The sequence below is a fragment of the Butyrivibrio sp. AE2015 genome, assembly GCF_000420825.1.
Lineage (GTDB): Bacteria > Bacillota > Clostridia > Lachnospirales > Lachnospiraceae > Butyrivibrio.
The window spans coordinates 44,893-71,251 of the sequence record NZ_ATVR01000005.1 but is presented as its reverse complement, the minus strand read 5'-3'; the positions used below and the strand labels follow the sequence as shown (position 1 = coordinate 71,251).

Below are 26,359 nucleotides of genomic sequence, written 5' to 3'. Positions count from 1 at the left end.
ATAAAAACAGAAATGAGGATAAAAAATGGATTACGTTGTTAATACATTATCTAATCTCTGGCAGCAAACTGCATTTACAACCATGACTCCTGGTAACTATATCATGGTAGTTGTTGCTCTTGTATTTATGTATCTTGCTATAGCTAAGGGATTTGAGCCTTTACTTTTGGTACCAATTTCATTTGGTATGCTTCTTGTTAATATCTATCCGGATATTATGGCAGAGCCTGTAGGCGGAGCAGCCGGCGGACTTTTGCATTATTTCTATATCCTGGATGAATATGCAATTCTTCCTTCACTGATATTCCTTGGTGTTGGAGCGATGACAGACTTTGGACCACTTATTGCCAACCCTATCAGCTTCCTTATGGGAGCAGGTGCTCAGTTTGGTATTTTCTCTGCTTATTTTATGGCTATTTTCTTTGGCTTTAATGATCAGCAGGCTGCAGCAGTATCTATTATCGGTGGTGCAGATGGCCCTACTTCAATCTTCCTTGCAAGTAAGCTTCATCAGACTTCAATCTTAGGACCTATTGCCGTTGCTGCTTATTCATACATGGCTTTGGTTCCTATGATCCAGCCACCTATCATGAAGGCTCTTACTACAGATAAAGAGAGAAAAATCAGAATGTCACAGCTTCGTGAAGTATCAAAGCTTGAGAAGATTCTTTTCCCTATTATCGTTACTATCGTAGTAAGTATGATTCTTCCTACAACAGCACCTCTTATTGGTATGTTGATGCTGGGAAATCTCTTTAGAGAGTCAGGAGTTGTTCGTCAGCTTCAGGAAACAGCTTCTAATGCACTTATGTATATCGTAGTTATCCTTCTTGGTACATCAGTAGGTGCTACAACAAGTGCTGAGGCCTTCCTTAACACAACAACTCTTATCATAGTAGTACTTGGACTTATAGCGTTCGCATTTGGTACAGCAGCCGGATGTCTTTTAGGAAAGCTCCTTTGCTTTATTACAAAGGGCAAGATCAATCCTCTTATCGGTTCAGCGGGTGTATCTGCTGTTCCTATGGCTGCCCGTGTATCCCAGAAGGTTGGTGCAGAGTATGATCCTTCAAACTTCCTGCTCATGCATGCTATGGGACCTAACGTAGCCGGTGTTATTGGTACAGCCGTAGTTGCTGGAACATTCATGGCTGTCTTCGGTGTATAAAAAGACTTTTTATAACTTAGAAAGGATGTAATAGATATGGCAGAATTAGAGAGAAAACCAGTTCGTATCAATGAGACTGTTCTGCGTGATGCTCATCAGTCACTTATTGCAACAAGAATGCCTACAGAGGTTATGTTGCCTATCATTGATACAATGGATAAGGTTGGATATAACGCAGTAGAGTGCTGGGGCGGTGCTACATTTGACGCTTGCATGAGATTCCTTAAGGAAGATCCATGGGAGAGACTTAGAAAACTCCGTGACGGCTTTAAGAACACAAAACTTCAGATGCTTTTAAGAGGACAGAATATCCTTGGTTACAAGCATTATCCAGATGATGTAGTAGAGTATTTCGTACAGAAGTCTATTGCAAATGGTATTGATATCATCAGAATTTTTGACTGTCTTAACGACCTTAGAAACCTTGAGGCTTCAGTTAAGGCTTGTAAGAAAGAGGGCGGTCATGCTCAGATAGCTCTTGCTTACACACTTGGTGATGCTTATACAGAAGAGTACTGGATGAACATTGCAAAGGATATCGAGTCAATGGGTGCAGATTCTATCTGTATCAAGGATATGGCAGGACTTCTTCTTCCTTACGAGGCAGAGAAGCTTGTTAAGGCACTTAAGAGTGCTACAAAACTTCCTATCGACCTTCACACACATTACACTTCAGGTGTTGCCAGCATGACTTACATGAAGGCAGCTGAAGCAGGTGTTGATATTATTGACTGTGCTATTTCTCCATTTGCACTTGGAACATCACAGCCAGCTACAGAAGTTATGGTAGAAGCATTCAAGGGACAGCCTTTCGAGACTGGCCTCGATCAGAAACTTCTTGCTAAGATTGCAGATCATTTCAGACCATATAGAGAAGAGTGCCTTGCTAGCGGACTTATGGATCCTAAGGTTCTTGGTGTTAATATCAAGACTCTTATGTATCAGGTTCCTGGTGGAATGCTTTCAAACATGGTTTCACAGCTTAAAGAGCAGAACGCAAGCGATAAGTATGATACAGTTCTTGAGGAAATCCCACGTGTTCGTAAGGACTTTGGTGAGCCACCTCTTGTTACACCATCATCACAGATCGTTGGTACTCAGGCCGTTATGAACGTACTTATGGGCGAGAGATACAAGGTTGCTACTGACCAGACTAAGGACCTCCTTGCTGGTGAGTATGGTAAGACAATTAAGCCATTCAACCCAGAAGTTCAGAAGAAGATCATTGGCGACAGAGAGGTTATCACATGCAGACCTGCAGATAAGCTTGAGCCAGGACTTCAGAAGTTTGAGAAAGAAGTTGCACAGTGGAAACAGCAGGATGAGGATACTCTTTCTTATGCATTGTTCCCACAGGTTGCTACAGATTTCTTCAAGTATCGTCTTGCACAGCAGGAAAAAGTTGATGTTACAGCTGCTGATACAAAGAATGGTGCATACCCAGTGTGATCTATCACATATAGTAACGGCATAAATGAATAATAAAAGATGGAATTTTGTTATATTTACATACAAAATTCCATCTTTTTTAATTTTTTTACATGATTCATTTGAACAAGCATATGTTAAAATATTAGTATGAATGAGTATAGACGTCATAGACAAAATAGAAAACTGGTCGAAATAGGCGAGCGTCAGGTAAGAGAGCTTAGAAAAACAGATCTCAACCGACAGATGCTGGCCTTAGATGAATGCAATGGATTCAGGATCAGACCGGGATTTTATAATATGAATGGTGCGACCATGCTGGCAGATGGTGTAAACTTTACTGCTTATTCTAAGGGCGCAACTTCAATTACACTTCTTTTGTATAACCGAGGAGAGGCAACTCCTTTTGCGCATATTCCTTTCCCTGAGAGCTACAGGATAGGAAATGTGTATTCGATGATAGTATTTGGCCTGGATATTGAGAATATAGAGTACTGTTATAGCGTTGATGGCCCCTGGGACCCGGAAAAAGGCCTTTTGTTCAATAAAAATCATCTTCTTTTGGATCCTTATGCCAAAGCAGTTTCGGGCCAAAGAATATGGGGACAGAATCCAAATAAAGACGGTGCGTACAGAGCCAGGATCGTAAGAGATAATTTTGAATGGAATGATACAAATAGTCTCTGTACACCGATGAATGACACCGTTATTTACGAGATGCATGTTCGTGGATTTACCATGGATCCTTCATCAGGTGTAAAGTGCAGAGGCACATTTGAAGGCATAAAAGAAAAGGCTGAATACCTTAGAAAACTCGGTATTTCAGCTGTTGAACTTATGCCTATTTTTGAGTTTGATGAAACAAGGGATAAGCGAATTGTAAATGGTAAGACCTTGCTTGATTACTGGGGATATAACACCATAAGCTTTTTTGCCCCTAATACGAGCTATGCTTCGGAAAGCGAATATAATAAAGAGGGCGTAGAATTAAAGCGCATGATAAAAGCTCTTAAGGATAACGGAATTGAAGTTATCCTTGATGTGGTGTTCAATCATACGGCTGAAGGCAATGAAAACGGACCATTTATATCATTTAAGGGCTTCGATAATAATATCTACTACCTGCTGACACCTTATGGTCAGTATTACAATTTCAGTGGATGCGGAAATACCATGAATTGTAATCATCCTATGGTACAGGAGCTGATAGTAGAGTGCCTCAGATACTGGGCTATTGAATACAGAGTGGATGGATTCAGATTTGATCTTGCAAGTATTCTTGGAAGAGACCAGGATGGCTCTCCAATGGAAAGACCACCTCTGATCCAGAGGCTTGCCTATGACCCTATACTTGGAAATGTAAAGCTGATTGCTGAGGCATGGGATGCAGGCGGAATGTATCAGGTTGGAAATTTCCCTGCATGGAAGAGATGGGCTGAGTGGAACGGAAAATACCGAGATGATATCAGATCTTATCTAAAGGGCGATATATGGGCTGCGCCTGAAGCTGTAAAGCGTATTACAGGGTCGATGGATATGTATGGTGGCTCATACCTTGGATATGACTCTTCAGTAAACTTCATTACCTGTCATGACGGTTTTACTCTTTACGATCTGTATTCATATAATGGTAAGCACAATGAAGACAATGGCTGGAATAATACAGATGGGGCCAATGATAACAGAAGCTGGAACTGTGGAGCTGAAGGAGATACCACAGATAAGAATATTCTGGACCTCAGGTTTAGAATGATGAGAAATGCCATAACTGTTCTTATGTGCAGTCGTGGAACTCCAATGGTTTATGCGGGAGATGAATTTGGCAATACTCAGTTTGGCAATAATAATGCTTATTGCCAGGACAATGAGATATCTTGGCTTAACTGGGATCTTCTAAATAAGAATAAAAACTATTTTGACTTCTACAGAAATATGATCCAGTTTAGAAGAAAGCATCCGGCCATAAGGAAGGACTTATCACCTTCACATTGTGGTTATCCTCATATCAGCGTTCATACAGAAAACCCTGATAACGGGAATATTACCAAAGATTCTAAGGTGATCTGCGTAAGATACGCCGGATTTATTGAAAAAAAGAATCATGATGATATAGTTTATATTGCGATCAATGCATACTGGGAGGATATTCAGATCATGCTTCCGAACCCTCCGGAAGGTGCGTATTGGTCACTTTGCGTTGATACAGGTGATGAGAGTGGTAAACATTTCTATAACAGACCAAAACCTCTTACCTGGAGGAACAGGACATTGAAAGCCAGAAGTGTAAACGTATTTATTGTTTCTTTTGGAGCGGAGTATGGCGTCTAATAAAGAAAATAAAGACAAGTTTATAGTCGGTGGCTACGAGTTTTTAACAGAAACAGATGCTGAAAAGGGCACACTTGATCTTTCAAAGATAAAAGTTTTGGAGACCAAGGTTAAGGTCAGCAGACCTGATGATATGCTGGCAGTTTATGAAAAGGCAATTCAAAACAGAATTTTTAAAACTCCTCTTGGCTGGAGATATTTGACTGACCTTAGAGAAAAGCTTCTTGCAAGCGGATTTGAAGAGCAGGATCTTGTTCCTATACCACTCGAGATTCCTATGACCAGGCAGTCTTCTCTTGATAAGCTTTCCTCAAGAAAGAAGGAGAACCCATCAGGAGAAAAAGTACATTTTGGAAGAATTTTATCTATTGTTCTTAACGTAGCGCTTATTATTGTGGTAATCTTAATGTTTGTAATTGCTTCTACAAGTGAAAATGATAATATCATTAATTACAAAAGAAATATCACAAACCGCTACTCTGCTTGGGATGAAGAACTAAAAGAGCGAGAAAAAGCTGTGCGTGAAGCAGAAAAAAGGCTTGGCATCACTGACTCTAAAGGGTATGATGAGGGAGATGTAAGTTACTGATTTTAGGAGGACATAATTAATGGATGATCTTAAGATTCTTGTTGTTGATGACGAGAGCAGAATGAGAAAACTCGTCAAAGACTTTTTGATAAAAGATGGATATATAGTTCTTGAAGCAGGCGATGGACAGCAGGCACTTGATATGTTTTATGAGGATAAGGATATAGCTCTTATCATTTTGGACGTTATGATGCCAAAGCGTGACGGATGGGAAGTCTGCAGAGAGATCAGAACTAATTCCAAGGTTCCGATCATTATGCTTACAGCCAAATCGGAGGAAAGAGATGAGCTTCTCGGATTTGAACTTGGAGTAGATGAATATATCTCAAAACCATTTAGTCCAAAGATTCTTGCTGCAAGAGTTTCAGCTATTCTTAGAAGAACTAATCAGGCAGCAAATAACCAGGTCATGGAACTTGGCGGTATTGTAGTTAACAAGGTTGCACATAGCGTATTTGTTGATGGAAAAGAGATTGAACTTAGCTATAAGGAATTCGAGCTTCTTTCATTCTTCTTTGAAAATAAGGGAGTTGCTCTTTCAAGAGAAAAGATCCTTAACAACGTTTGGAATTATGACTATTTTGGAGATGCCCGTACTATTGATACCCATGTTAAAAAGCTTCGTGGCAAACTGGGATCTAAGGGTGACATGATCAAGACAATTTGGGGAATGGGGTATAAATTTGAAGAAAACTGATGCTCCTATAGAAAAAACCAAAACTCATTCCATAAGATTTGAAATCAGTTCAGCATTTATTTTTACATTGATAATGGCGTTTGGTTTTTGCCTGGTAATAAATCTTTTCTTTATGGAGCAGTTTTATGTTCAAAACAAGAGAGAAGCGATCATTCAGGCTTATAGAAGCATTGCACAGGCCATAAGCGACGGAGACATTACCTCAGAGGAATTCGATGTTGAGATCACCCACATCTGTGAGCGATACAATATTGAGATGATCGTTCTTGATGCTGACTCTTTAACTATAAAATCTTCTGCCAATAATGCTGAGCAGCTGACCAAGATATTATGGGATAATATCCTTGATTCAGGCAATTACAATGATAAGGAGATTATTGATATTGGGGAGGGCTATACTCTTCAGATCGAGAAAGACCGCGCTACCGGACGAAAATATCTGGAAATGTGGGGAGTTGTAGGAGCAGGAAACCTTATTCTTGTCCGCTCGACAATGGAAAGTATTAAGGATAGCGTATCAATATCTAACACCTTCATGGCATATGTAGGTGTTATTGCTATTGTTGTAGGTTCTGTGGTTATTCTTTATATTTCCAAGAAGATAACCGATCCTATAAAGCGTCTTTATCTTATTTCCGATAAGATGAAGAACCTTAACTTTGAAGCCAAGTATGAAAATTCAGAGAACTATAACAACGAGATTGATATTCTTGGCCATAACATGAATGAACTTTCTGAGACTCTTGAGCAGACAATCAAAGAGCTCAAAAATGCGAATATTGCCTTAAAGCAGGATATTGCTCAGAAGGAAGAAATTGATGAAATGAGAAAAGAATTTCTTTCTAATGTATCCCATGAGCTTAAAACACCAATTGCTCTGATACAAGGTTATGCAGAGGGACTTAGGGAAGGCATAAATGACGATCCTGAGAGCAGGGATTTTTATTGCGATGTCATCATGGACGAAGCGTCCAAGATGAATATGATGGTAAAAAAGCTTCTTACCTTGAATCAGCTTGAGTTTGGTAATGAGAAGGCCAATATGGACAGATTTGATATTGTTGAAATGGTCCGTAACTATATTAAATCAGCAGAGCTACTGGCAAGGCAAAAAGAAGTCACAATACAATTTGATGTTGAGGAACCTATATTTGTCTGGGGGGATGAATTCAAGGTAGAGGAGGTCTTGCAGAATTATTACAGTAACGCTCTTAACCATATTGACGGTGAAAAGATCATAGAGATAAAAGTGGTCAAACTTGATAATCATGCAAGAGTTTCAGTATTTAACACAGGAAAACCTATTCCCAAGGAAAGTATTGGACATATTTGGGAGAAATTCTATAAGGTTGATAAGGCCAGAACCAGAGAGTACGGGGGAAGCGGTGTAGGCCTGTCTATCGTAAAAGCTATAATGGAGAGTATGAATCAGGCTTACGGCGTGATCAACTATGACAACGGTGTTGAGTTTTACTTTGAACTAGAGACAGAATAAAGTAATGATATGAGGGTACTTTTATGAGGGTTAAAAGAGCTGTATTACTTTCACTTACTGTTATGATCGTCTTATCTCTTTCAGGCTGCGGAGAAAAATTTCCGGAGCTTACTGAAGATGAGTATAAACAGACTGTCGAATTTGCTGTAGGTCTTTTGATGAAGTATTCAAATAACGATAAAGAGAAACTGACCTACGTCGATGCGAAAGAAGTTCAAAAAGAGCGCGAAAAAGAGGCAAGAAAAGCAGCTAAAGACGAACAGAAAAAACAGGAAAGTCAGGCTACAACTACTCAGCCGACCACTCCTGTAAGAGTAGAAGAGGTTGTACCAACAATGGATTCAAGCGAAGATTTTTCTGAAGTGCCGGATAAAACGGATGATGCTTCATCAGCAATCGGCTCATCTGAGCCAGGTACTGAAGTGGGAGCTGCCGCTACAACTGCATCTACAGCTGCCCAGGAAACTGATGAGGAAGAAAAACCAACTGAAGTAAGCAGCAATGCAATCGTGCTTTCTTCAGATCAGACGCAGGAAATAGAAAGCAATATATTCCTTTCTTACCAGGGATATTCTGTTTCAAGTACATATCCTGAAAGCTCAAAGAGCTATGTTGTAAATGCTGATAAGGGTAAAAAACTACTTGTTCTACGATTTGATCTTTATAATGCATCAGGTTCTACCAAAAAGATCAATATGATAAATCAAAAGCTACTTTTCCAGATACTTTTAAACGGCAAGAATTTGGGCTATTCAGCTGTTACTTTTTTGCCTAATGATCTGTCATCCTATATTGGTGAGGTTGAGTCAAAGGCCCATGAGAGCCTTGTTATACTTACTCAGATAAGCGAAGATGATTCCACATCTATCAAGTCACTTGGTATGATAGTTAGTATGAATGGCGCGGAGCAGGAAGTTGCCCTTAAGTAAATGGCTTGTCAAAATGCTAACAATTGATATATACTATGCAAGGAATTACAAAGCTTTTTAATTGCTTTTAACGTATTACACGTGAAATGGAGGATATATATAATGAGAGGTTCTAAACCAACAGTTCTTTTGATCCTTGATGGATATGGACTTAATGATAATCCGGAAGGAAATGCCATTGCAATGGCTAAGACTCCTGTAATGGATGGTCTTATGAAGGATTATCCTTTTGTAAAGGGATATGCGTCAGGTCTTGCAGTAGGTCTTCCTGATGGACAGATGGGTAACTCAGAGGTTGGACATATGAATATGGGTGCCGGCCGTATTGTTTACCAGGAACTTACAAGAATCACAAAATCTATTGAAGACGGTGATTTCTTCACAAACGAAGGTCTTTTGGCAGCTATCAATAACTGCAAAGAGAAAAATTCAGCTCTTCATTTATATGGTCTTGTTTCTGATGGTGGTGTACACAGCCACATCACACATATCTACGGACTTTTAGAGCTTGCAAAAAAGAACGGACTTGATAAGGTCTTTGTTCATTGCTTCCTTGATGGTAGAGATACTCCACCTGAAAGCGGAATTGATTTTGTTGCTCAACTTGAGAACAAGATGAAAGAGCTTGGCGTTGGGCAGATTGCTTCTATCTCAGGTCGTTACTATGCAATGGACAGAGATAATAACTATGACCGTGTTGAGGTTGCTTATAACGCTATCACAAAGGGCGAAGGCAACAAGGCAAACAGTGCACATGAGTGCATGGAGCAGTCATACAAGGATGGCAAGACAGATGAGTTTGTTATTCCTACAGTTATCATGAAGAATGGTGCTCCTGTAGCAACAGTTAAGGATGGAGATTCAATTATTTTCTATAACTTCCGTCCAGACAGAGCAAGAGAGATCACACATTGCTTCTGCGATGATGAGTTTGATAAGTTTAACAGAGGACAGCGTCTTGATGTTACATATGTATGCTTCACAGATTATGATCCTCTTATCCCTAATAAGGAAGTTGCATTTAAGAAGGTTCTTCTTAACAATACATTTGGCGAGTGGCTTGCTGCTAAGGGAATGAAGCAGGCACGTATCGCAGAGACTGAGAAGTATGCTCATGTTACATTCTTCTTTAACGGTGGTGTTGAGCAGCCAAACGAGGGCGAGGACAGAGTTCTTGTTAACAGCCCTAAGGATGTTCCAACTTACGACCTTAAGCCTCAGATGAGCGCACCTGAAGTTTGTGAGAAGATTCTTGATGCAATAAATTCTCAGAAATATGATGTTATCATTGCTAACTTTGCTAACCCTGATATGGTTGGACATACAGGTGTTATTCCGGCTGCAGTAAAGGCAATTGAAACAGTTGATGAGTGTGTTGGCAAGATTGTTGATGCTGTTAAGGCAACAAACGGAACAATGTTTATCTGCGCTGACCACGGTAACGCTGATATGATGATCGATTATGAGACAGGTGAGCCTTGGACAGCTCATACAACAAACCCTGTTCCATTTATCCTTGTTAACTATGATGAGGCTTATACTCTTAGAGAGAATGGATGCCTTGCAGATATCATTCCTACACTTATAGAGTGCATGGGTGAGGAACAGCCAAAAGAGATGACTGGTAAGTCACTTCTTATCAAAAAATAAGGTTGCATTGTTTGACGATATTGCATAAATATGATAAAGTAATACGTGCTTGTGACTTTAAAAAATTAGCAAGACTATTTTTATACAGGTACTGGGAGGGAAGTTTTTCGTGAGTGCTTTAGATTATGTTTTCGGAGTAGTATTTATTATAGTTTGTGCCGCATTGGTTGTTCTTGTACTTGCACAGGAAGGCAAGAATCAGGGACTTGGAGCAATTCAGGGAACAGTAGAGAATACATACTGGAGCAAAAACAAAGGCCGTTCAAGAGAAGGTGTTCTTAAGAGAGCTACATTTGTTTTATCAGTTTTGTTTATCGTATTTAGCGTAATTCTCAACATGAATATGTTCTAAAGATTATTATTGTTATGTGAGGCACTCTAGAAATAGAGTGCCTTTTAAAATTCCAAAGTCTGGCACTTGCCGAGGTATATATGAGTAAGGGAAAAAAGTTAAAAAGAGTAGAAGAGAGTTCTTTTGGAACTTCAAAGAAACATAAAAACTATATAGTAGGACAGTTCGTAGCAAACCCAAGAGGCTTTGGTTTTGTTGAAGTAGAAGGAATGGATGAAGATATCTTTATTCCTGAAGAGTATGTTCATGGCGCCTTTCATTCAGATACTGTAGAAGTTGAGATTTTGCCTGAATCAACAGGTAAAAGGCAGGAAGGTCGTATCAGGAATATTCTTGTAAGAGGAATGGAAGAGCTTGTGGGAACATACCAAGGGGAAAAGAACTTTGGTTTTGTTATTCCTGACAATTCAAAAGTTCTTCAGGATATTTTTATTCCTATAGAACACCATGGAAGTGCTGTTACAGGTGATAAAGTAGTTGTAACTATAACAGATTATGGCAATCAGGCACTTCACAGAAAGCCGGAGGGCAAAGTAAAAGAGGTCATTGGCAATATAAATGACCCAGGTGTTGATATTTTGTCCATTGTAAAAAACTATGATATTCCTTATGAATTCCCGGAAAAGGTCATAAATCAGGCCAACAGATGCCCAGATCAGATAAGCGAAGCCGACATGTACGGCAGAGAGGACCTTCGCGATGTAATGATGGTGACGATCGATGGCGAGGACGCAAAAGATCTTGATGATGCAGTCAGCCTTACTATAGATGATAAAGGTCTTTATCATTTGGGAGTTCATATTGCTGACGTTACAAATTATGTGCAGGAGAGTTCTGCGCTTGATAGAGAAGCCCTTAAAAGAGGAACAAGTGTCTATCTCGTGGACAGGGTAATCCCTATGCTTCCACACAGACTTTCAAATGGTATCTGCTCTTTGAATCACGGAGAGGACAGACTTGCACTCAGCTGTCTTATGACAATAGATAAGAGCGGTAAAGTTATAGACCATGATATTGTTGAGTCTGTGATCAATGTCAATGAAAGAATGTCCTATACTAGCGTTGCCAAGATTCTTGAAGATAAAGATGAAGAGGAAACTCTGAAGTACAAAGAGCTGGTTCCTATGTTCGAGGAAATGGCTGAGCTTTCAAGTATCCTCAGAAAGAAAAGAGAATCCAAGGGCGCAATTGACTTTGATTTTCCTGAAACCAAGATCATTTTGGATGAAGAAGGAAATCCGATCGATATAGTTCCTCATGAGAGAAATACTGCAACAAAGCTCATCGAGGACTTTATGCTTGCTGCGAACCAGACAGTTGCAGAGCATTTCTTTTACCTTCAAAGTCCTTTTGTATATCGTATCCATGAGCAGCCGGATCCGGAGAAGATCAGCTCCCTTGCTGCATTTGTAAACAATCTTGGTTATCATATAAGAACCAGAAAGGATGAAGGTGTAAGGCCAAAAGAGCTTCAGAAACTCCTAAAGGGAATAGAGGGGACAAAAGAAGAAGCTGTTATCAGCAGAATGACATTAAGGAGCATGATGCAGGCCAAGTACAGCACAGAGTGTACAGGGCATTTTGGACTTGCTTTTGACTATTATTGTCACTTTACTTCTCCTATAAGGCGATATCCTGACCTTCAGATCCACAGGATCATCAAGGACCACCTGAGGGGAAGAATGACAGCGGCCAAGTCCTCGCACTATGAAGCGATTCTTGATGAAGTTGCAAAGCACTCTTCAGAAACTGAAAGAAGAGCTGAGGAAGCCGAGAGAGAGACTGATAAGCTAAAGAAGGCTCAGTATATGGAAAATCATATTGGTGAGCGCTTTGAAGGTATTGTTTCTGGAGTTACAGCCTGGGGATTATTTGTTGAGCTTGAGAATTCCTGTGAGGGCATGGTCAGAGCTGCAGCAATGAGCGATGATTTTTATGTGTATGATGAAGGAAACATGAAGCTTGTAGGCGAGAGAACTCATAAGGAGTATACTCTTGGTCAGAGAGTTGTGATCAAAGTAGCCGGTGCTGACAGACTTACAAAATCTATTGATTTTAAGCTTGTTTTGTCTGAAGATGAAGACGATGAGTTTGACTATGATGGATTTGAAGATATTCCAAAGGCCAAAAAGGTAGCTTTGGACAGAGCAAGGAAGGTCAGAAAGCTTGGAGAAATCGCTCAGGAAGAAAGAAACGGTGACGATGGTTATGAAGAGAGCGATGACATTCAAGCCACTGAGGGACGCCTTGTAGAATATAACGGCAAGCTTATTGATCTTAGCGAGTATGAACCGGATACACTAACTGGCGAGTTTAGGAAAAAGCGTAAATCAGGAAGCGATAAAGGAAAAGGAAGAAAAAACGTCTCTTCCAATAAGGAAAAATCTAAGTCTTCCCGAAAGGTCTATAAGGTTCATAAATATAAAAAGTCTGCTACAAGTAAGGCAGCAAGAAGCTCGCAGCAAAAAGGCAGAAAAAAGAAAAGATAAAATATAAAGTGCAGGTGTATTATGGCAGAAGATAATAAGGCAAGAAAACTGGTAGCAAATAATAAAAAGGCATATCATGACTACTTTATAGAAGAGAAGTATGAGGCAGGTATCGAACTTTTTGGAACAGAAGTTAAATCCATAAGACAGGGAAAATGTAGTATCAAGGAAGCTTGGATCAGTATTGATAAGGGGGAAGCTTTCATTATGGGTATGAACATAAGCCCATATGAAAAGGGTAATATTTTTAATAAGGATCCCCTTCGTGTAAAGAGGCTTCTTTTACATAAAGCTGAGATCAGAAAACTTGATCAGCAGAAGATGGTTCAGGGATACACTTTGGTTCCTCTTGAAGTTTATTTTAAGAATGGCAGAGTAAAGGTGGAGCTTGGACTTGCCAAAGGTAAAAAGCTCTATGATAAACGAGCAGATATGGCCAAGAAAGATCAGCAAAGAGAAGCAGAAAAAGAGTTCAAGGTCAAATTTAAATAAAAACTAAACTGCCGGAGTATTGATTTTATCTGTGCTTACCGATATAATGGGTAAGCACAATTAAATAAGGGTTAGTAAAGGTTTCGACAGGGATTTTGAAGCTGGAGAAGCTATCCGCAGGATGGTCGCGTTAAACCTCAAATTAAAATTAAACGCTAACGATAATTTAGCACTCGCTGCCTAAGCGCAGCCCGTCAGCCCGTGTGCACCTACACACTCGGTAACTGGCGTCAAACTTTGTAGGAAACGACATAGCCTAAGCTTTGCGGTTATGGTCGTATCATGAAGCTACCGATTATTTGTAGTTGCTTGTTACCGCAGGTAAGAGGGAACAGAGATGAAGAATCTCGGAATAATAAGCTATGATAGTAGAAGTACAGGGGATGAATTTTTGGACAGGGGTTCGACTCCCCTCTAATCCATTTTTTAAGGACTACCATTGATTTATGGTAGTTCTTTTTATATAGTATTAACATATGATTTAGCAAGGTAAAGGGGAAAACTATGAGCGTCAGTAAGAAGAGAATAGTTGTAAAAGTAGGTACTTCCACAATAACAAATAGTGATGGAAACGTTGATATAAGGGCTCTTGACCATCTCTGCAGAGCTTTGGCAGGTGTTGAAAATCTGGGGTATGATCTTGTGCTTGTTTCATCAGGTGCTATTGCCGTTGGTGCAGGTAAGATGAGACTTGCCCAGAAGCCAAAAGAGATCAGGATGAAGCAGGCTGCAGCTGCCGTTGGGCAGACAGAGCTTATGCATCTTTATGATAAGTTCTTTAGTGAATACGGAAGAATGGTAGGTCAGATACTGCTTGACAATGAGGATATTGCAGATCCTATAAGGAGTAAGAACTTAAAGAACACTTTTGATGCTCTTTTAGAGAATCATATTATTCCAATTGTTAATGAGAATGACTCAGTAAGCCACGCAGAGATTGAATCTGAAAAGAAGCTCTTTTCTGATAATGATATGTTGTCAGCTTTTGTTGCAGCTTTTTGCAACGCAAGTAAGCTTATAATTTTCTCAGATATTGATGGACTTTATGATGGCAATCCAAGTACTAATCCTGATGCAAAGCTTATTAGCAGGGTTGAAGAGATTACAGATGAATTAAAGTCAATTGCATCAGGCTCGGGTTCAAATCGTGGAACAGGCGGAATGATAACAAAGCTTGATGCAGCAGAGTATGCTACAGAGCATGGAATCGATGTGATCATCACAAATGGTAAGAATCCTGAAAAGCTCTATGATGTCATTGAGAAAAAGATTGTGGGAACTTTGTTTGTGGCAAAATAAGAAGCTTATGCGTGCTCTGACATTGACAATGCGGGCATTTGATGTTATTTTTGTCAGTGCAAATGGTGGCCCAAGGGAGATTCTCCGGGGCACTTAATAGGTAATAAAGTGAGGGAGAATTATGAAAAAGAAAATTCTATCTATTGTCATGGCTGTTGCCATGATGTCTACTTTTGCTGTTGGATGCGGAAATACCACAGCAGAAACAGTTTCAGAAACAGTAGCTGAGGAAAGTGTTACAGCTACCAGCGAAGCATCTACTCTTCAGACAGAATCCACTGAAAATACAGATGTATCAGCAAAGCCAACCACTGATAGAAGTGGCAATGAAGTTACAATTCCTGAAGAAGTAAACTCAATTGTATCAATGGCTCCTTCAACAACACAGATTCTTATAGACCTTGGACTTGGTGATAAGATCGTTGCATGTGATACATATTCATATGCAAGCTACGCAGATTCACTTAGTGCTGATATTCCACAGTTTGACATGATGACTCCTGATCAGGAGCAGATCATTGCTCTTGGCGCAGATGTTGTTTTCACAACAGGTATGAGTGCCAGCCATGGAGATGATGTTTTTGCAGCTGTAAAAGAGGCTGGTGTATGCGTTCTTGATATTCCAAGCAGCGCAAGCCTTCAGGATATTTCTGATGATATCAGATTTATTGGAGCAGCTACATCAACAAGTGAAGCTGCAGAGGCTATTGTTAAAGAGATGGAAGCAACTATTGAAGAGATATCAAAAATAGCTGCTACTATTCCTGAAGAGGAGAAGAAGACTGTGCTTTTCGAACTCTTTACTCCATCTGCTGATTCACCAACAATTTATACATGTGGTTCAAATACTTATATCAATGAGATGATAAGTCTTATCGGAGCAACTAATGTTGCAGGAGAGGAAGAATCACAGTGGCCTGCACTTACAGAAGAAGCAGCTGTAGCTATGGATCCACAGGTTATTCTTACTGCTGACATGTACACAGATGATGTTATAAATGTTATTCTTAAGATGAGTGGATGGGAGAACGTATCTGCTATTAAGGAAGAAGCTGTATATCAGATTGATAATGATACAGTTAACAGACCAAATCATCATGTTGTAAGTGCTATGATCGAGATGGCTAAGGATATTTATCCTGATTACTATGAGGCGTTAGTTGATCCATTTAGCACAGAAGATAGCAAGGAGCAGCCTGCTGCATAATATGAAAAAAGAAAAAGAGCTTAAGATAGTAATTTTAGTATTGATATCGATATTAGTGCTGATCCTTAGTATAGGGCTGGGCAGTGTATATATCCCAGCGTCAGATATAGTATCAGTACTGTTAAACAAGCTCTTTAACCTGCCTTTGACTAAGAGTATTGAGGGTTCTTATATCTCAATACTCTGGGATATAAGGATACCCAGAGCCTTGACCGCTTTTTTTGTTGGTGCAGCTCTTTCGGTAAGCGGGGCAGTGATCCAGTCTCTTTTGCAAAACCCCCTTGCCTCATCCTATACTCTTGGCGTTTCTGCCGGTGCATCTTTAGGAGCTGCAATCGTTATTACTTCCGGAATAACAAGTTCATTACTTGGCTTTTTTCTGCTACCTGCTGCAGGCTTTTTGGCAGGACTTTTTACAGTGTTTTTTGTTATTGCTGTGTCCGGAAGGCTGGATCATAACATGAGCAATCATACGATCATTCTGTTCGGAATGGTCTTTTCTCTTTTTGTAAATGCTATTTTGACTCTTATAAGTGCTTTGAACAGTGAACACATGCAGAGACTTATTTTATGGCAGATGGGTTCATTTTCCGGAAGAAGATGGATACATGTGGCTGTTTTGAGCGTGTGTGCAGTGCTGGGAACACTTATAATATGTCTCTTTGTCAGGGAACTTGATATTATGACCTTTGGAGAGGAAGAGGCCATGAGCATCGGAGTTGAGACAAAGAAAGTAAAAGTTTTTCTTTTGGCTGTTTCAACGTTTTTGACAGGAGCAGCTGTTTGCTTTTCAGGTATCATTGGCTTTGTTGATCTCACAATTCCTCATATCGTAAGACGTTTATTTGGTTCAAAACATAAATATGTGATTCCTATGTCCTTTGTAATGGGCGGGGCCTTTATGGCTTTTGCAGATATGTTGTCGAGAACTGTACTTGCTCCGCAGGAGATACCCGTTGGGGCTATTACAGCACTGGTTGGAGCACCGTTTTTTGCATATATATATTTTAGAGGTAAGAGATAATAAATGCTGCTTGAGTGTAAGAATCTGATCTGCGGATATGGAAAAAGACCTGGTGATAACCCGGTTATAAAGGATATCTCTTTTGGTGTAAATGAAGGGGAAAGTATTGCTGTTTTGGGTGCAAATGGATGCGGTAAAACTACGCTTATCAAGACTCTTGCAGGCATGCTCTCATATGACGGAAGCATCCTTCTTGGCAATAAAGAAGTAAGAAATCTTAAGAGAAAAGATATAGCAAAAAAGATTTCTGTAATGATGCAGTTTTCTGACATCTATTTTTCATATACTGTCGAAGAAACGGTCATGCTTGGAAGGTATCTATATTCCAACAATGTTTTTGGAATTGCCAATAGCCGTGACAAAGAGATTGTATATAAAAGCCTTAGAGAATATGGCCTTGAAGATATTAGAGACAGGCAGATAAGCCAGTTATCCGGAGGTCAGCTCCAAAGAGTGTTTCTGGCCAGGACCATGGCTCAGGATACTGATATTATCATTTTGGATGAGCCCACCAATCATTTGGATCTTAAATATCAGTCTGAATTTCTAAGTTACCTTTCTGATTGGAAAAAAGAGAGCAAAAAACATACACTCATAGGTGTTTTTCATGACATCAATATTGCGTTGGAAGCCTCAGATAAGCTTATTTTGCTTAAAAATGGAAAAATTCTTGCTGACGGAAGTAAAGAGGAGCTTATAGAAAGCAAGTACCTAGTCGAGGCTTTTGATATTGATGTAAAGCAGTATATGAAAAAGCAGTATTCACATTGGATATAAGGTTTATTTATGGAAGAAAACAAAGATTATTATCATGGCGGTGAAATTAAGAGTGATTCGCTGATTGATTTTAGCGTTAATACCAACTTTTTTGCAGATGAACTTGAGTTTACGAAAGAGGAGATTCAAAAGGCTACTTGTTTGTATCCTGACAGGGAGAGTAATGACCTTGTTCTTAAAGTAGCTGATAAAAATGATATTTCAGCAGACTATATAGTTATTGGAAATGGTGCATCTCAGATCATAACGCTTTTGCCTTATTGCCTTGATATAAAAAATGCACTTATTATAGAGCCTACTTTTTCCGGATATGAGAGAGCTCTTTGGGCGAAAGGCGCTAGCGTAAGCTACCTTTTTCTTGATGAGAAGGATGACTTTTTATTTGGTGAAAGCCGGTTAAAAGAAATAGAGAGATTTGTAAAAGATTACGAAGGCCAGGAAAACAGTGCTGTTTATATCTGTAATCCCAATAATCCGACAGGAAGAGTAATTAAAAAAGATACCTTGAAGGATGTGCTTGATATTTGCAAAAAATATGGGGCTTTTCTTGTGGTTGATGAGTCTTTTATTGATTTTACTGATGACAAAAGGGATAAGAGCCTCATATGTTTCATAGATGATCATAAGAATCTTTTTATCATCAGGTCTTTTACCAAGATTTATTCTATACCGGGGATCAGACTTGGATATGGCATATGTAGTGATGAAAAGGTCGTAGAAAAGATGAGGCTTATGCAGCCTGAATGGAGTATTTCGGGGCTGGCTCAGGTTGCCGGTGCAAAGCTGTTAGATCGTGATCTTGATATAAAAAAGTGTCTTTTGGATATTAAAAATGAAAGAGAATACCTGAAAAGAGAACTTGAAAGGCTTGGAATCAGAGTATTTCCTTCAGATGTAAATTTCCTTTTGATAAAGGTGAATGCAAAAGATGGTTTTTATGAGAAGCTTTTGAGTAAGGGGATATATCTTCGGAAAAGCTCCAATTTCCCGGGACTTACAGATGAATACTATAGAATAGCCATAAGAGGACATGAAGACAACAAAAAGCTCATAGAGGTTATAGAGAAACTTATCTGAGGTGCAGACATTGAATTTTGAATTAGAACTTAAGGAAAAAATTAAAGATATAGATAGCGTAGATTCTGAAAAAATGCGCGAAGCTTCAGAATATATCGACAGCCTTATCAAACCTCCAAAAAGCCTTGGAAAGCTTGAAAAGATAGCAATTTCACTGGCTGGTATCACAGGGAAGGTTAAAAATACACTTAAGAAAAAGCGCATAATCGTGCTGTGTGCAGATAATGGCGTAACCTGTGAGGGTGTTTCTTCAGCTCCTGTTTCTGTAACGGCAAGTCAGGCTGTTAATATGACAAAAGGCATTACCGGTATGTCTTCAATGGCTAAGCATTTTGGGGTTGAGACTGAAATCGTTGATGTTGGGATCGCAACAGATTATAACTGCGAAGAGGTCCTTAACAAGAGAATAAGGAAAGGCACCGGGAACATTGCTATAGAGCCTGCTCTTACAAGAGAAGAGGTTATAAGAGCAATCCTTGTAGGAATGGAAAGCGCAGACAGGGCTGCTTTGGATTATGTAGATATTTTGGGTGTTGGAGAGATGGGGATTGGAAACACCACAACAAGTGCTGCGGTTTTAGCTGCCATTTCAGGGGCTTTGCCCGGAGATTTGGTTGGAAGAGGAGGTGGCCTTACAGATGAGGCCTTTCAGAAAAAGATAAGCGTTGTTGAAAGAGCTGTAAAGAGGTTTTTAAATAGCAGCTCAGATAATGGAGATATAATTGATATACTTTCTGAGCTTGGAGGCCTTGATATAGCAGCTATGTGCGGAGTCTTTTTAGGCGCCGCTAAAAACAGGATCCCTGTTGTGATAGATGGTTACATATCAGTGGTTGCGGCTCTTTGTGCCAGCAGATTAAACGAAAAGGTTTCGGGATATCTTTTTCCATCTCATGAGTCGAAAGAAAAGGGCTACAAAATTGCAATCTCGCTTCTTGATCTTAAGCCCTGGTTTAATCTTGATATGGGCCTTGGAGAAGGAAGCGGCTGTGTTGTGGCGTTTCAGATAATGGAGGCCGCCTGTGCTTTTGTCTGCAATATGGGAACATTTAAAAGCGGCGGCATATGTGATGATTATCTGGAAGAAATAAGAAAACAGGAGAAATAAGAGTGCTTGTACTAATTACAGGTGGCTGCAAAAATGGTAAGTCTTCAAAAGCTGAAACTATAGCCTTTGAACTTTCAAAAGGTGAAAACCTCTACTACCTTGCGACCATGATCGCCTCTGACAATGAGGACAAAGAGCGTATAAAAAAGCATATAGACAGCAGGAAAGATATGCCTTTTTTTACAATAGAAAAAGGTAGGAATATTGATGCTGTAATAGAAAAGATCCCTGAAAATGCGACAGTTCTTTTGGATAGTCTCACAGCTCTTTTGTCCAATGAAATGTTCAAAACTTCAGATGATGGCAGGTTTGTTATTTTTAAAGAAGCTGCCGGGAAGGTACTAAAGGATATCGAAGCTTTGAATGACAGAGTTTTAAATCTTGTTATAGTTAGTGACTATATTCAAAGCGACGCTGCTATGTATGATGAATATACGCAGCTGTATAGAAATGGACTTGCATTTTTGGAAGAAAGGCTTTGCGGCCTGTCTGATAAAGCTATTGAGATCGCTGCAGGAAAAGAGATGCTTATAAAAGGAAGATCAGTTATAGAGACCAAAACAAAAAATAGAAATGTTCTTGTTTTAGGTGGTGCTTTTCAGGGAAAAAGAGATTATGTGATCGAGAATTTTGGTATTTTACCGGAAGAAATATATACCTTTGAGGAAGATGATGCCGAGATTCCATTGGGATACAGGTGCTATGAGCATATTGAAAGGTATGTCTATGCCTGTATAAAGAATGAGAAAGAACCTGTTAACAGTTTTCCTGAAAATTCTGTTATTATAATAGACGACATCTTTTGCGGTGTAGTGCCCATGGATGAGCTGATAAGGCGCTATCGCGAAGAAGCGGGAAGATTCATGCAGAAGATCGCTGCACATTCAGATGTTTACAGAGTTTTTTGCAAAAGAGGAATAAAGCTATGAATGTCTTAAAATCTATTGCAATTGCTTTTTCCATGTACTCACGGATACCTATGCCAGTATTTGAGTGGAAGAAAGAAAACATGAGATATAGCATCTGCTTTTTTCCATTAGTTGGTCTTGTTATTTCTTTTGCCATGTCCTTGCTGAGTTATCTCTTTACAGGTTATTTGGCGTCTGTTCCGGATGTTGCCAAAACGCTTTTTATTTTGGCAGTTCCGGTTATAGTATCCGGAGGGATACATTTAGACGGATATATGGACACCAGTGATGCGCTAAGTTCATACAGGGACATGGAAAAGAGGCTAGAGATTCTAAAAGACCCTCATATTGGGGCTTTTGCTGTGATAAGACTTCTTTTATACGGCTGTATTTTCTTTGCTACGGCACTGACAATTATAAGTGCTCATACAGGTTCTGATATGTTTTTTGCATGGGCACTTATATTTTTCTATTCCCGTATCCTTTCCGGAATAGCAGTGGTTAGCTTTAAATGTGCTAAAAGTAATGGAACTTTGTACACTTTTGCAGAAGGGGCTCAAAAGGAGTGGTGCAGAGTTCTGCTTATCGTTGAGGCTATAATTTGCTCTTTATTTATGATTTATTTTGGAAAAATTGCCGGAGTGTTGGAAACTATTGCTTCATTATTAGTTTTTGTATATTATCATCGTATGGCAAATGACAAATTCGGAGGAATAACAGGAGACATTGCGGGCTATTTTGTCTGCATTTGTGAATTGATTTCCTCTTTTGTATATATGATCTGGCTTTTGATGTAGGGGATTTGTTGTGTTAACGGGGGCTTTCTTGATACGTTGAGGAGTTTGTAGTGGCTTTATTTTACAGGGATTTTTTGGTTTCTTTTTTGATTGGAATTACGCTTGATATGTGTTTCGGCGATCCAAATTGGCTTTATCATCCTGTGCAGGCAATCGGTGCTCTTATATCATGTTTGGAAAAGAGATTGCTTAAAGAAGATGATTCCAATGAGAAAAAAAGAGCAAAAGGAGCACTTTTAGTAATAATAGTTCTTGCAATTACCGGAGGTGTCACAGGACTTATTGCGTATATTTCATTTAAAATAGGCCGTGTGTTTGGAGTTTTGATAATGAGTGTGCTGTCATCTTTTGCAATTGCCGGAAAAAGCTTAAGGGATGCAGCGATGGATGTTTACAGGCCTCTTGCCGGACTTCCAAAAGATATTGAGAGTGCAAGAAAAGCTCTTTCAATGATCGTTGGGAGAGATACACAGAGCCTTGACGAAGCAGGGATACTTCGTGCGACAGTTGAAACTGTTTCTGAGAACACCAACGACGGAGTAATATGTCCGATGTTTTATCTTATCATCGGCGGACCGGTGCTTGCTTTTCTTTATAAGGCAGTTAGTACAATGGATTCAATGATCGGCTATAAAAATGATAAATACAGGTATTTTGGCACTGTAGCAGCAAGGCTGGATGATATTCTTGCTTTCATTCCGGCTAGAATAAGTGCTATATATATGATCTTTTCGGCTCTTATACTTGGCTATGATCCTTTTGGAGCTTTCAGGATATGGCGCAGGGACAGGTATAATCATGAGAGTCCCAATTCAGCCCAGTGTGAGAGTGTGTGCGCAGGAGCCCTTGGTCTTAGACTTGCAGGTCCTGCTTCATATTTTGGCAAGATTAAGGACAAACCTTTTATCGGTGATGATATAAAGCTGATAGATAAAGAAGATGTTTTGAGAAGTATCAGTTTAATGCATGCCACAGAAGCGCTGTTTGCGCTTGTTTGTCTTTTTATCTATCTTGGTATCAGATGATTTTTGACAGGAGTTTTTTATTAGTATGGTTTTATTTTTTGACATTGACGGCACTTTGTGGGATTACAACAACAACATAAGGGAAAAGACAAGGCTTGCAATTAAAACAGCCAGGGAGAATGGCCACAAGTGCTTTATAAATACCGGAAGAGCAAGGGGATTTGTTACTAACAAAGAACTCTTATCTATAGGATTTGACGGAATAGTTTCTGCCTGCGGGACCATGATTGAATATAATGGTGAAGTTATTTTTAACAGGATAATTCCGAAGGATGATGCAATAAGAACAGTAGAAACTGTCAGAAAATATGGATTTCGCCCTATTTTGGAAGGTCCCAAATACCTGTATATGGACAGGTCTGATTTTGACGGCGATATGTATGGCGAAAAGGTCATGCAGGAGATGGGCAGTCACTTAAGGGGAATCAAAGAAAACTGGGGCAAGTGGGAAATGAATAAGCTCTCATGTGCAACAGATGTTTCTAAAGAGGAAAGAAATGCCTGCTACAAAGAGCTGCTTGATCTCTACAGTTATATTATTCACAGCGATACTGTAGTTGAGATGGTTCCAAGAGGGTTTGACAAAGGGACAGGAATTAAGAAAGTCTGTGAGCTTTTGGGAGAGGATATTAAAAATACCTTTTCTTTTGGCGACAGCATAAACGATAAAGAAATGCTTATCGCAGCGGGAACAGGCGTGGCAATGGGAGGCACATATCATGACCTGTCTGATTATGCGGACTATATCACTTTGCCCCTTGATGAAGATGGTATTTATCACGCTATGAAACATTTTGAAATTATCTAAAATTTGCTATTTTAAAACATTTCGTTTATTATGTTAAAGATATCCTCATAAGAAAGGGAAAAAAGTATGTGCGGAATAGTAGGATTTATCGGAAAGCATCAGGCAGCACCTATACTGCTTGAAGGCCTTTCAAAACTGGAGTATAGAGGTTACGACTCAGCAGGAATCGCTGTTCGTGATGGTAATAATAAGGCAGAGGTTGTTAAGGCAGTCGGAAGACTTAAGAATCTCGAAGAGAAGACTGATAACGGAATGAGCGTTGTTGGATGTTGTGGTATCGGTCACACAAGATGGGCAACACATGGTGGTCCTTCACAGATCAATGCGCATCCTCATGTATCAGGCAACTGCACCGGATCTGCTTCCGGAACAGTAGAATCTGAAGTTGTAGGTGTTCACAACGGTATCATCGAAAACTATCAGGAATTAAAAGAAAAGCTCTTAAAGAATGGTTATGAGTTTTATAGTGACACAGATACAGAGGTTGCTATCAAGCTCGTTGACTATTACTACAAGAAGTATAAAGTTGGACCTATCGATGCCCTTGCTAAGACTATGGTGAGAGTTCGTGGTTCATACGCTCTGGAAGTAATGTTTGCTGATTATCCTGATGAGATTTATGTTGCCAGAAAAGACAGCCCAATGATCATCGGAATCGCAGGTGATGAAACATTTGTTGCATCAGATGTTCCTGCTATCCTTAATCACACAAAGAATGTTTACTATATTGGCAACAATGAGATGGCAAGACTCCTTCCTGGTAAGGCTGAGTTCTATGACTTAAACGGCGATCTTATTGAAAAAGAGCTTGTTGAGATCAAGTTTTCAGCTGAGGCTGCTGAGAGAGGCGGCTTTGAGCACTTCATGATGAAGGAGATCCATGAGCAGCCAACAGCAATAAAGAATACAATCAATTCACTTATAACTAATGGAAAAGTTGATCTTTCCAAGTTTGAAATGGATGAAGAGACAATTAAATCCATATCAGCGATCACGATTGTTGCATGCGGAAGTGCATGGCACGTTGGAATGGCAGCCCAGTATGTAATAGAAGATATTGCAGGAATACCTGTAAGAGTTGAGCTTGCATCAGAGTTTAGATACAGAGGACCACTTCTTACAGATGATCATCTTGTTGTGGTTATCTCACAGTCTGGTGAGACAGCAGATACTTTAGCTGCTCTTCGTGAGGCTAAGGAAAGAGGCGTTAAGACACTTGCTATTGTTAATGTAGTAGGTTCTTCAATTGCAAGAGAAGCTGATTATGTAATTTATACTGTAGCAGGTCCTGAAATTTCAGTTGCTACTACTAAGGCATATAGCTGTCAGCTTGTTGTTACATACTTACTTGCGCTTGAATTTGCAGCTGTACGTGGGAAAATCGAAAAAGATATTTACGATAAATACCTTGCAGAAATTTCAAGAATACCTGAATGCATTCAGAAGATTCTTGATGACAAGGAAAGACTTCAGTGGTTTGCAGCTAAGATTGCTAACTCAAAAGACATCTTCTTTATCGGAAGAGGTATCGACTATGCAATCGGACTTGAGGGCAGCCTTAAGATGAAGGAAATCTCCTACATCCATTCAGAGGCTTACGCTGCAGGTGAGCTTAAGCATGGTACTATCAGTCTTATTGAGAATGGTACTTTGGTGATCGGCCTTCTTTGTCAGGATAATCTCTATGAGAAGACTATTTCCAACATGGTAGAGTGTAAGAGCAGAGGCGCTTATCTTATGGGACTTGCACCATATGGAAGATATGAGATCGAAGATACAGCAGATTTCGTTACTTATGTTCCTAAGATGGATAAGCATTTTGTTGGATCACTTGAAGTTGTTCCGCTTCAGCTTTTAGGATACTATGTATCAGTTGCAAGAGGACTTGATGTTGATAAGCCAAGAAATCTTGCTAAATCTGTTACAGTAGAATAAGAATAAATAAAAGGCTGTGAAAAATGAGTAATATATTTTTCACAGCCTCTTTTTATAAGAATAATTTAATTATTAGCAATAAGCTTTTTATTAATCGATATTCTCGTGATACTTGTCATATATCTCTGTGAGATAAGTCTTTACGATCTGGATGTTTGCCATTTTGCGAAGCCCTGCATTTCCCATCATTACAGAAATTTCATCTGCAAGAAGAAGCATATTATAAATGGCAAGTTTAAATTCATCTCTTGTAAGTTCATCTATGTTGACATTCATAAGAGTTGAGCCAAGCTTCATTGTGATGTTTTCGTCTGCAATTCCTGTAGACATTTTATGTGTATCTGGGTCGAAACTTACATATAGAATAAGATTTTCTTTCTCATGTTTTTTGAGTGTCTCAGGAGTCTGGTGAGATGTCTCCATCCATTCGTAAAGATCAGCTTCATCAGGATTCATGAGATATTTTGTGAGATCTTCTTTGTGCTTTTCAACATACTGCATATATTTGCTGGCGTTAGGACCTGTATACGCAAGTTCAACCTTAACCCCGTTATCTGTTTTAACTAATCTGCACTTTGTTGCAACTTCCTTGATCTTTAAAGATGTATCAGTGTTGCTGACAATTTTAAATGTGCCAGTTTCAACTTCCTGTTTAAATTCCATTTTTTTCTCCTATTCATTATTGAATGCGTTTCAAATGCATATTAAATCAGTTGTTAGTATAGCATAAACCTGCTAAAAATGATATACTATTAAGAGTTTTGTATGGAATAAGGG

General features: G+C 39.4%; 22 protein-coding genes, 1 other RNA gene and 1 pseudogene. 23 read left to right on the top strand and 1 reads right to left on the bottom strand.

What is annotated here, in order from left to right; translation table 11 throughout:
• Positions 1 to 25 precede the first annotated feature (25 nt).
• The 23 genes and pseudogenes from G585_RS0104260 to glmS all read left to right on the top strand — a co-directional run bounded on the left by G585_RS0104260 (position 26) and on the right by glmS (position 25,582).
• Positions 26 to 1,168: a sodium ion-translocating decarboxylase subunit beta gene (locus tag G585_RS0104260; RefSeq protein ID WP_022773219.1), complete on the top strand. Its 1,143-nt coding sequence runs from the start codon at positions 26 to 28 to the stop codon at positions 1,166 to 1,168.
• Positions 1,169 to 1,204: 36 nt separating this feature from the next.
• On the top strand, positions 1,205 to 2,617 hold the full coding sequence (locus tag G585_RS0104255) for an oxaloacetate decarboxylase subunit alpha (protein ID WP_022773217.1): 1,413 nt from the start codon (positions 1,205 to 1,207) through the stop codon (positions 2,615 to 2,617).
• Positions 2,618 to 2,746: 129 nt separating this feature from the next.
• Positions 2,747 to 4,924, top strand: coding sequence for a glycogen debranching protein GlgX (glgX, locus tag G585_RS0104250; protein WP_026663769.1), 2,178 nt, complete (start codon positions 2,747 to 2,749; stop codon positions 4,922 to 4,924).
• The gene (locus G585_RS0104245) at positions 4,914 to 5,513 is read left to right on the top strand and encodes a hypothetical protein (RefSeq protein ID WP_022773214.1); all 600 of its coding nucleotides are present in this window, start codon (positions 4,914 to 4,916) and stop codon (positions 5,511 to 5,513) included. The genes glgX and G585_RS0104245 overlap by 11 nt, the downstream gene beginning before the upstream one ends.
• 19 nt (positions 5,514 to 5,532) lie before the next feature.
• Positions 5,533 to 6,210 (top strand): response regulator transcription factor, encoded by a 678-nt coding sequence (locus G585_RS0104240; protein ID WP_022773213.1) that lies wholly within the window; start codon positions 5,533 to 5,535, stop codon positions 6,208 to 6,210.
• Positions 6,197 to 7,705: a HAMP domain-containing sensor histidine kinase gene (locus G585_RS0104235; RefSeq protein WP_022773211.1), complete on the top strand. Its 1,509-nt coding sequence runs from the start codon at positions 6,197 to 6,199 to the stop codon at positions 7,703 to 7,705. The genes G585_RS0104240 and G585_RS0104235 overlap by 14 nt, the downstream gene beginning before the upstream one ends.
• A gap of 23 nt (positions 7,706 to 7,728) precedes the next feature.
• Entirely contained in the window at positions 7,729 to 8,634 is a 906-nt protein-coding gene (locus tag G585_RS0104230) for a hypothetical protein (protein WP_022773210.1), read from the top strand.
• Positions 8,635 to 8,736: 102 nt separating this feature from the next.
• A complete protein-coding gene (gene gpmI, locus G585_RS0104225; protein WP_022773208.1) occupies positions 8,737 to 10,284 on the top strand; it encodes a 2,3-bisphosphoglycerate-independent phosphoglycerate mutase in 1,548 nt (515 codons plus the stop codon).
• A gap of 109 nt (positions 10,285 to 10,393) precedes the next feature.
• Positions 10,394 to 10,636, top strand: a complete 243-nt coding sequence (gene secG, locus G585_RS0104220) for a preprotein translocase subunit SecG (protein WP_022773207.1) — start codon at positions 10,394 to 10,396, stop codon at positions 10,634 to 10,636.
• A 44-nt stretch (positions 10,637 to 10,680) separates the two neighbouring features.
• Positions 10,681 to 12,720 (top strand): annotated as a pseudogene (gene rnr, locus G585_RS0104215) (ribonuclease R); the annotation flags it as partial.
• A gap of 426 nt (positions 12,721 to 13,146) precedes the next feature.
• Positions 13,147 to 13,617, top strand: coding sequence for an SsrA-binding protein SmpB (gene smpB / locus G585_RS0104210; protein ID WP_022773204.1), 471 nt, complete (start codon positions 13,147 to 13,149; stop codon positions 13,615 to 13,617).
• 68 nt (positions 13,618 to 13,685) lie between these two features.
• Positions 13,686 to 14,042, top strand: a transfer-messenger RNA (tmRNA) gene (gene ssrA / locus G585_RS19285).
• 79 nt (positions 14,043 to 14,121) lie between these two features.
• Positions 14,122 to 14,916 carry a glutamate 5-kinase gene (proB, locus tag G585_RS0104205; protein WP_022773202.1) on the top strand — a complete coding sequence of 265 codons (795 nt, stop codon included), beginning with the start codon at positions 14,122 to 14,124 and terminating at the stop codon, positions 14,914 to 14,916.
• A gap of 121 nt (positions 14,917 to 15,037) precedes the next feature.
• Positions 15,038 to 16,123 carry an ABC transporter substrate-binding protein gene (locus G585_RS17070; RefSeq protein ID WP_022773201.1) on the top strand — a complete coding sequence of 362 codons (1,086 nt, stop codon included), beginning with the start codon at positions 15,038 to 15,040 and terminating at the stop codon, positions 16,121 to 16,123.
• Entirely contained in the window at positions 16,077 to 17,147 is a 1,071-nt protein-coding gene (locus tag G585_RS0104195; RefSeq protein WP_330361372.1) for a FecCD family ABC transporter permease, read from the top strand. Before G585_RS17070 ends, G585_RS0104195 begins: the two co-directional genes overlap by 47 nt.
• A gap of 3 nt (positions 17,148 to 17,150) precedes the next feature.
• Entirely contained in the window at positions 17,151 to 17,924 is a 774-nt protein-coding gene (locus G585_RS0104190; RefSeq protein ID WP_022773198.1) for an ABC transporter ATP-binding protein, read from the top strand.
• Positions 17,925 to 17,933: 9 nt separating this feature from the next.
• Positions 17,934 to 19,001, top strand: coding sequence for a pyridoxal phosphate-dependent aminotransferase (locus G585_RS17065; RefSeq protein WP_022773197.1), 1,068 nt, complete (start codon positions 17,934 to 17,936; stop codon positions 18,999 to 19,001).
• A gap of 10 nt (positions 19,002 to 19,011) precedes the next feature.
• Entirely contained in the window at positions 19,012 to 20,109 is a 1,098-nt protein-coding gene (gene cobT, locus G585_RS0104180) for a nicotinate-nucleotide--dimethylbenzimidazole phosphoribosyltransferase (protein ID WP_022773195.1), read from the top strand.
• 2 nt (positions 20,110 to 20,111) lie between these two features.
• On the top strand, positions 20,112 to 21,038 hold the full coding sequence (locus tag G585_RS18740) for a bifunctional adenosylcobinamide kinase/adenosylcobinamide-phosphate guanylyltransferase (RefSeq protein ID WP_022773194.1): 927 nt from the start codon (positions 20,112 to 20,114) through the stop codon (positions 21,036 to 21,038).
• The gene (locus G585_RS0104170) at positions 21,035 to 21,814 is read left to right on the top strand and encodes an adenosylcobinamide-GDP ribazoletransferase (RefSeq protein WP_022773193.1); all 780 of its coding nucleotides are present in this window, start codon (positions 21,035 to 21,037) and stop codon (positions 21,812 to 21,814) included. The genes G585_RS18740 and G585_RS0104170 overlap by 4 nt, the downstream gene beginning before the upstream one ends.
• A gap of 50 nt (positions 21,815 to 21,864) precedes the next feature.
• Positions 21,865 to 22,839 (top strand): adenosylcobinamide-phosphate synthase CbiB, encoded by a 975-nt coding sequence (gene cbiB, locus G585_RS0104165; RefSeq protein ID WP_022773191.1) that lies wholly within the window; start codon positions 21,865 to 21,867, stop codon positions 22,837 to 22,839.
• A 25-nt stretch (positions 22,840 to 22,864) separates the two neighbouring features.
• On the top strand, positions 22,865 to 23,647 hold the full coding sequence (locus G585_RS0104160; RefSeq protein ID WP_022773190.1) for an HAD hydrolase family protein: 783 nt from the start codon (positions 22,865 to 22,867) through the stop codon (positions 23,645 to 23,647).
• Positions 23,648 to 23,713: 66 nt separating this feature from the next.
• Positions 23,714 to 25,582 carry a glutamine--fructose-6-phosphate transaminase (isomerizing) gene (gene glmS / locus G585_RS0104155; protein ID WP_022773188.1) on the top strand — a complete coding sequence of 623 codons (1,869 nt, stop codon included), beginning with the start codon at positions 23,714 to 23,716 and terminating at the stop codon, positions 25,580 to 25,582.
• A gap of 90 nt (positions 25,583 to 25,672) precedes the next feature.
• Here the strand turns inward: glmS and G585_RS0104150 are convergent, their stop codons facing one another.
• A complete protein-coding gene (locus G585_RS0104150) occupies positions 25,673 to 26,245 on the bottom strand; it encodes a hypothetical protein (RefSeq protein ID WP_022773187.1) in 573 nt (190 codons plus the stop codon).
• Between the last annotated feature and the right edge of the window lie 114 nt (positions 26,246 to 26,359).

Bases quoted from the DNA above. Each gene is read 5' to 3' on its own strand.
- G585_RS0104260 (WP_022773219.1), top strand. From the start codon at position 26: ATGGATTACGTTGTTAATACATTATCTAATCTCTGGCAGCAAACTGCA.
- G585_RS0104255 (WP_022773217.1), top strand. From the start codon at position 1,205: ATGGCAGAATTAGAGAGAAAACCAGTTCGTATCAATGAGACTGTTCTG.
- glgX (WP_026663769.1), top strand. From the start codon at position 2,747: ATGAATGAGTATAGACGTCATAGACAAAATAGAAAACTGGTCGAAATA.
- G585_RS0104245 (WP_022773214.1), top strand. From the start codon at position 4,914: ATGGCGTCTAATAAAGAAAATAAAGACAAGTTTATAGTCGGTGGCTAC.
- G585_RS0104240 (WP_022773213.1), top strand. From the start codon at position 5,533: ATGGATGATCTTAAGATTCTTGTTGTTGATGACGAGAGCAGAATGAGA.
- G585_RS0104230 (WP_022773210.1), top strand. From the start codon at position 7,729: ATGAGGGTTAAAAGAGCTGTATTACTTTCACTTACTGTTATGATCGTC.
- gpmI (WP_022773208.1), top strand. From the start codon at position 8,737: ATGAGAGGTTCTAAACCAACAGTTCTTTTGATCCTTGATGGATATGGA.
- smpB (WP_022773204.1), top strand. From the start codon at position 13,147: ATGGCAGAAGATAATAAGGCAAGAAAACTGGTAGCAAATAATAAAAAG.
- proB (WP_022773202.1), top strand. From the start codon at position 14,122: ATGAGCGTCAGTAAGAAGAGAATAGTTGTAAAAGTAGGTACTTCCACA.
- G585_RS17070 (WP_022773201.1), top strand. From the start codon at position 15,038: ATGAAAAAGAAAATTCTATCTATTGTCATGGCTGTTGCCATGATGTCT.
- G585_RS0104190 (WP_022773198.1), top strand. From the start codon at position 17,151: ATGCTGCTTGAGTGTAAGAATCTGATCTGCGGATATGGAAAAAGACCT.
- G585_RS17065 (WP_022773197.1), top strand. From the start codon at position 17,934: ATGGAAGAAAACAAAGATTATTATCATGGCGGTGAAATTAAGAGTGAT.
- G585_RS0104170 (WP_022773193.1), top strand. From the start codon at position 21,035: ATGAATGTCTTAAAATCTATTGCAATTGCTTTTTCCATGTACTCACGG.
- G585_RS0104160 (WP_022773190.1), top strand. From the start codon at position 22,865: ATGGTTTTATTTTTTGACATTGACGGCACTTTGTGGGATTACAACAAC.
- glmS (WP_022773188.1), top strand. From the start codon at position 23,714: ATGTGCGGAATAGTAGGATTTATCGGAAAGCATCAGGCAGCACCTATA.
- G585_RS0104150 (WP_022773187.1), bottom strand. From the start codon at position 26,245: ATGGAATTTAAACAGGAAGTTGAAACTGGCACATTTAAAATTGTCAGC.